The following is a 6587-nucleotide window of genomic DNA, read 5'->3' as shown; positions in this document are numbered from 1 at the left end:
AAAGTAAATAACACTAAAAAATCAGATAAAACATATGATGAAACTAATTCTATTAAAACAAATACAACAAAACAAAATAATATCAACTCTAAACAAACTACTTTAAAAAATGATTCTAATAAAGAAAATTCAATTAATTCTAAAAACGTAAATACATCAGTGAAAGATAAATCATTAAAACAATCTGAAAATACAAATAATTTAACCAAAGTAAGGGTTGTTGCAGGTGATATTACTACTCATCCTGGTAATAATGTAAATATCAGTGGTTATGTTGTTGATGAACATAATAAAACAGTATCTACTGGTAAATTATTTATAAAAATAAATGGTGACACATATACTTCATGTATTATTAAAGATAATAAATTCAATTGCACATACCGTATTCCTAATTTAAATGCTGGAATATATAAGTTACAGTATGTTTATCTTCAAAATAGTAAATATGATAGATATGAATTAAATAAAACATTAAATATTACTAATAAATTATTCAATGTTCGTGTTGTTGCAAATAGTATTACAGTTCATCCTGGTGATAATGTAACATTTAATGGTTATGTTGTTGATGAATTTAATAAAACTGTACCTGTTGGTAAATTATTTATTAAAATCAATGGTAAAACTTATACTTCATGTATTATTGAAGATAATAAATTCAATTGCACATACCGTATTCCTAATTTAAAGACAGGAGTATACAAGTTACAGTATGTTTATCTTCAAAATAGTAAATATGCTAGATATGAATTAAATAAAACATTAAATATTACTAATAAATTATTCAATGTTCGTGTTGTTGCAAATAGTGTTTCAGCTTATCCTGGTGATAATGTAACATTTAATGGTTATGTTGTTGATGAATATAATCGCATAGTATCTACTGGTAAATTATTTATTAAAATAAATGGTAACACTTATACTTCATGTATTATTGAAGATAATAAATTTAATTGCACATACCGTATTCCTAATTGGAATAAAGGAGTATACAAGTTACAGTATGTTTATCTTCAAAATAGTAAATATGCCAGATATGAATTAAATAAAACATTAACTCTTCCTAATAAACTAGTCAATGTTAAAATTGTTGCAGGTAATATTGCAGCTCATCCTGGTGATAAAGTAAATGTCAATGGTTATGTTCTTGATGAACATAATAAAGTAGTACCTTATGGTAAAATTGTAATTAAATTAAATGGTAAAACACATCTCATAAGTAATATTACAAATAATAAAATTAATTACACATATACTATTCCTAATTATGAGGCTAAAAAATATAACTTACAATATGTTTATGTTGCAAATGATAAATATGATAGATATGAATTAAATAAAACATTAATCATAAATAATGATGAAAAAATGAAATCAACCACAATACTAGTGGATGATTATGAAACATATAATGGTGGCTTATTAACTATGACTGGAAAGGTTGTAGACAGTAACCAGAAACTTGTAAATGGCGGTAATATTTTATATAAATTAAATGGTAATACAGTGGAGTTTGTACCTGTAATAAATGGAACTTTTGAATTTAAAAAAGTAATACATAATATGGGACTTAAAAATTATGAATTAACATTTGCATATGGTCTTATAGGTTTATATGACCGTTCAGAAGCAAATAGGATTTTATCAATAACTAACAAAGAAGATCCATTAACAAAAGTCATAATCAATGCCAGTGACATAACCTGTTATGCTGGAGGAGGAGTTTCTGTTAAAGGAACAGTAAAAGATGAATTTGGACATCCTTTAAATAATGGTAGTATTATAATTAAAATAAATGGTAAAACAGTGATGGGTTGGAATGCACCTTTATCTTGTCCTATAGTAAATGGAAAATTTGAGAATAGTTTTGTAATACCAAATTATTCTGTAAAAGACTATAAGTTACAATATATACATGTACAAGATGATAAATATGCAAGATATGAATTAAATAAAACCCTTACAATTAAAAAACAACAATCAGTAATATCATTCATACCCTATGATCAATATCATCCGTATTTTGATCCTTCATTTGAATTTGTAGGTCCAGGTGAAGTGTTATACTTAGCAGTTTCAGTAAATGGATTAGTAACAGGAAATATTGCTTCAAGTGGTAATATAAGTTTGAAAGTTAATGATAAATTATATCAGATTAATAATAAAACATTAACTGCTCCTATTAAAGATAACAAGGCAATATTTAAATATACAATTCCTAAAAATGCTAAATCAGGTTCAGTATTTAAATTAACACTTCTCTATTCTGGTTCATCAAACTTCTATGAAAGTGAATTAAATGCTACTGTTGAAGTTATATAAGTATTTTTTTTCTTTTTTTCTTTTTTAGTCTTTCAATAACTTTTTTGTATAATTAAGTGCAAATAGCTATTTTAAGTATAACTTTTTATTTATTAAGTTATAACTTTTACTTTTAAAACTTATAAATAGTATGTTGTTATATAAATATTATTATAGAAAAAAAGATGTAATTAATTCTTTTAGGAGTTAGTATATGAGTGAAATTATAACAATATTAAATCAAAAAGGTGGTTGTGGAAAAACAACAACTGCAGTAAATCTTGGAGCAGCACTGGCTCAACTAGGTAGAAAAGTGTTGGTAATTGATATAGATCCTCAGGGTAATGCAACAACAAGTTTGGGAATAAATAAGAGTGAAATTGAAACATCAACTTATGCTTTGCTTCTAGGTAAATGTTCATTTGATGAGGCAATTATGGAGACATCAACTCCTAATTTATATGTTATTCCAAGTAACATATCCTTAAGTGGGGCAGAAATGGAACTAACTAAAGAGATAGGTTATCATTATATTTTAAATGAAAAAATAGAAGATAAATGTAATATGTTTGATTATGTATTTATCGATGCTCCACCATCACTAAGTATACTAACATTAAATGCATTAGTAGCAACTGATAGTGTTATTATTCCAATTCAATCAGAATTTTATGCATTGGAAGGAATGGCTGATTTACTTAAAACTATTAATTTAGTAGAATCTAGATTAAATAATCCATGTCCTATTAAAGGTATATTAATTACATTATATGATCCTAGAACTAGATTGGCTAGGGACGTGGTTGATAATGTTAAAACATTCTTTAAAGATACTGAATACATTTTTAAAGAAAAAATACCACGTAATGTAAAATTAGCTGAAGCACCAAGTCATGGACAACCATGTATCACATATGATCCAGAGTGTAATGGAACTAAATCTTATATGAAACTAGCTGAAGAATTAATTAAATTAGAAGGTGAATCTAATGAGTGATAATGCATTGGGAAGAGGATTAGATGCTCTAATACAAAAACCTGAAACTACAAAAAAACAAAAGAAGAATGTTAAATCTGAGAATGAAAATAATAATAATTATGCATTATCTGATGAAAAAATTCAAGAAATTAAGGATGAAATAGAAAAAAATCCAAGAATAAGTTTATGGTCTGCTAAATCTGCTGCATGTTTAAGATATCTTAAGAAAACAACACCTGAATTTAGTATTAGTAGTGAAGCTTCATATATATTAGAAGAAGCTATAGCTAAGAAATATCCTGAAATTTGGGATATTTTTGAAGATTTATAATCTAAAAAATTTAACATAATTATATCCCATAAGTTTTTTTTAGATTAAAACTTATACTGGAGAGTAACATAGATTGTTACTTGTATTATCTTTTTTTATAGTAGTGTACTTTGATATGAGCCACCAACTTTAACAAATATTTTACATTGGTTAATATTGACACCAAGCTCTTGTAACTGTTTTAAATTATTTATTTTACGTCCTATTTTTTGAAGATGGGTTATACGTCGTGCTGATTTTAATCCAATACCTGGAACTTTAATTAATTCTTTGTATTTAGCAGTATTTACATCAAGGGGGTATTTATCCATATTTTCTAATGCAATATTGTATTTTGGATCGTTATTTAAATCTAAAAATCCATTATCATCTAAAACAATATCTTTTTTTGTAAAATTATACTTTGAAAAAAGATATTCCATTTGATATAATCTTCCTGTTCGTTTATTATCACATGCTTCATGATTTTCAAGAGGTGTTCCCTTTATTGGTCTAAAACTACTGAAATAGTTATAAAGAACGTTGTATTTCTTTTTAAGATAATCTATTCTATTTAATATATCTTCATCATTTTCTTCGTTAGCACCAACAATAATCTGGGTTGTATGTCCACTACTTGCCAGACTATGATTTTTTTTATGGAGTCTATCAATCCAATCTAAGCGTTTGAGTATGTCTTTATCGTAGTTTTTTGTACTTGATAAATCACTTAATCCATCCTTTGTAGCAGCTTCAATGTTGATACTTACTCTGTCTGCTAGTTGCATTGCATGTTTTATATGATCTTTACTTGCTCCAGGAATTACTTTAAGATGAATATAACCCTTATAGGAGTATTTATTTCTAAGAAGATATGCTGCATGATTCATCTCTTCCATAGTTCTATCAGCATCTTTTATAATTCCAGAACTTAAAAATATGCCTTCAACAATATTATTCTCATAATACTGCATATATATACGTGCAAGAGCATCAGGACCAATATGGGCTCTTTGGTACTTATGTTTCATACAGTTGGTACAGTATGCACAATCATTATTACATTGATTGGTCATTAATATTTTAAATAAAGGTACTTCTCTATTTCCCGCCTTTGCATGGTATATTCCATCTTTAAGTTTATCAGTTTCTTTGAGAATGTTATCTACATTATAATTAACATAGTTACATCTATCATAATATGCTGCATCTGATAAAAGCTGTAAATCTTGAAAAGTACTCATATGCTATTTCTCCTTTTTTTATTATAAACTACTTTAATCTTTTTTATTAAAGAAACTTTTTATATTAATTCTTAGAAATAAAATATTAATCTATTAATAATGTTTTATCATTGGTTAATAAGTAATGTTAAGGGAGGTTATGGTATGGATTGGCTATTGATAATTGTAATTTTGTTAATTATAATAGTATTAGCTTTAGTAGTGAAATTCTATAATGACTTAGTAAATGGTCGTAATAAAGTTAAAAATTCATGGAGTCAAATTGATGTACAACTTCAAAGACGTAATGATTTAATACCTAATATAGTAGAAACTGTAAAAGGATATGCAGGTCATGAAAAAAGTACATTTGAAGAAGTAACTAAGGCAAGAGCAAACATGGCAAATGCAACATCTGTAAAAGAAGTTGCTGAAGCTGATAACATGTTAACTGGTGCACTTAAATCATTATTTGCAGTAGCAGAAGCATATCCTGAATTAAAGGCTAATAAGAATTTCTTAGAGCTACAAGAAGAATTGTCAGATACTGAAGATAAAATATCATATGCAAGACAATTCTATAATGATACAGTTCTTAAATATAATAATTTATGTGAACAATTCCCTAGTAATATTATAGCAAAATTATTCCACTTTGAAGAATCAGAATTCTTTGAAGCTCAAGAAGGTACTAGGGCAACACCAAAAGTAAAATTCTAATTTATTTAAACTTTTTTTATTTTTATTTTTTTATTTTCACTTAAATTTAATTAATTTTTAATTATATACTATTATTATTAACTAAAAAAGTGTTTGTTTTGGTGATTTTATGAATAAAAAAACAGTCACAGCATTAAAAATACTCACAATAATATTTTTTATTTTAATGTTACTTTCATTTTCATCAGCAAATGATGATAAAGATAATGTTTTTGTAAAAAAAATAGTTTCAATACAAGAGGATGGATGTGTAAATATAACTGAGGATTTTAATTATACTCTCAGATTACATCCTAATATCTATAGAAATATTCAATTAGATGATAATCAGGAAATATCTAATATTTCTATTGAAACACCAGGATTTTATAATAACTACAACATATCAAATACATCAAATGGTGTTCAAATTCATGTATCATTATATTCTGATGCTGAAAAAACAAAGCCTGTTGTTAATCAAAGTGCTAATGTAATCTATCATTATAAAAAAACAAGGGCCATAACAATGTATAATGATGTTGCAGAATTTAAATATGATGCATGGGATATGGATAGTGGTGTTGTAAGAATGACAACTTACATTCAATTACCAAAGAATCATGAAAATGTAGAATTCTGGACAAATCCATCATATTATGTCTCAAGTAACATATGGATTACACATAACACTTTACAAACAAGATTTAGAAGTATTGAAGCAAATAAAACAGCACAACAGATTCTAATAATACCTAAATCACAATTTAACACAACAATAAATGCAAACGTAGTAAATATAGATGCAAAAAATTCTATAGAAGATAATCAAGAAAAATATGAGGATAATTTGAATTATAATTATATGGTAACATACATAACTTGTGTATTATCTATAATACTACTACTAACGCCTCTTGGAATCTATTATAAATATAATAGACAACCAAAAACATCAAATAATAAAATAATACAAAAAATACCATATAATGATTCACCATTATTTATAAATAATATTATACATGGAAATGGTAATTATGTGACTATAGATGGGTTTTATGCAACAGTTGTT

The 6587-nt window shown here is 25.9% G+C and carries 6 protein-coding genes; 5 read left to right on the top strand and 1 reads right to left on the bottom strand.

Features of this window, described 5'->3' with window-relative positions:
• The 3 genes from A9758_RS07520 to A9758_RS01575 form a co-directional block, all read left to right on the top strand.
• The coding region (locus A9758_RS07520) for a hypothetical protein (protein WP_158005507.1) at positions 1-2325 on the top strand (2325 nt) is incomplete at its 5' end.
• Positions 2326-2518: 193 nt separating this feature from the next.
• Positions 2519-3301 carry a ParA family protein gene (locus tag A9758_RS01580; RefSeq protein WP_011407137.1) on the top strand — a complete coding sequence of 261 codons (783 nt, stop codon included), beginning with the start codon at positions 2519-2521 and terminating at the stop codon, positions 3299-3301.
• Positions 3294-3614 (top strand): hypothetical protein, encoded by a 321-nt coding sequence (locus A9758_RS01575; RefSeq protein WP_011407136.1) that lies wholly within the window; start codon positions 3294-3296, stop codon positions 3612-3614. The genes A9758_RS01580 and A9758_RS01575 overlap by 8 nt, the downstream gene beginning before the upstream one ends.
• Positions 3615-3709: 95 nt before the next feature.
• On the opposite strand, the gene A9758_RS01570 is transcribed toward A9758_RS01575, so the two are convergent.
• On the bottom strand, positions 3710-4837 hold the full coding sequence (locus tag A9758_RS01570; protein ID WP_011407135.1) for a radical SAM protein: 1128 nt from the start codon (positions 4835-4837) through the stop codon (positions 3710-3712).
• A gap of 144 nt (positions 4838-4981) precedes the next feature.
• Between A9758_RS01570 and A9758_RS01565 the strand changes: the two genes are divergently transcribed.
• A complete protein-coding gene (locus A9758_RS01565) occupies positions 4982-5536 on the top strand; it encodes a LemA family protein (protein ID WP_011407134.1) in 555 nt (184 codons plus the stop codon).
• Between the two features lie 109 nt (positions 5537-5645).
• A partial coding sequence (locus A9758_RS01560) for a DUF2207 domain-containing protein (RefSeq protein ID WP_143740852.1) occupies positions 5646-6587 on the top strand: 942 nt, incomplete at its 3' end.

Source organism: Methanosphaera sp. A6 (assembly GCF_001729395.1).
Taxonomy (GTDB): Archaea; Methanobacteriota; Methanobacteria; order Methanobacteriales; family Methanobacteriaceae; genus Methanosphaera; species Methanosphaera stadtmanae.
The sequence above is the reverse complement of the archived record's forward strand: the minus strand, read 5'-3'. Positions and strand labels throughout refer to the sequence as shown.

Coding starts and splice junctions, on each gene's coding strand:
- A9758_RS01570 (WP_011407135.1), bottom strand. CDS start 4,837: ATGAGTACTTTTCAAGATTTACAGCTTTTATCAGATGCAGCATATTAT.
- A9758_RS01565 (WP_011407134.1), top strand. CDS start 4,982: ATGGATTGGCTATTGATAATTGTAATTTTGTTAATTATAATAGTATTA.
- A9758_RS01575 (WP_011407136.1), top strand. CDS start 3,294: ATGAGTGATAATGCATTGGGAAGAGGATTAGATGCTCTAATACAAAAA.
- A9758_RS01580 (WP_011407137.1), top strand. CDS start 2,519: ATGAGTGAAATTATAACAATATTAAATCAAAAAGGTGGTTGTGGAAAA.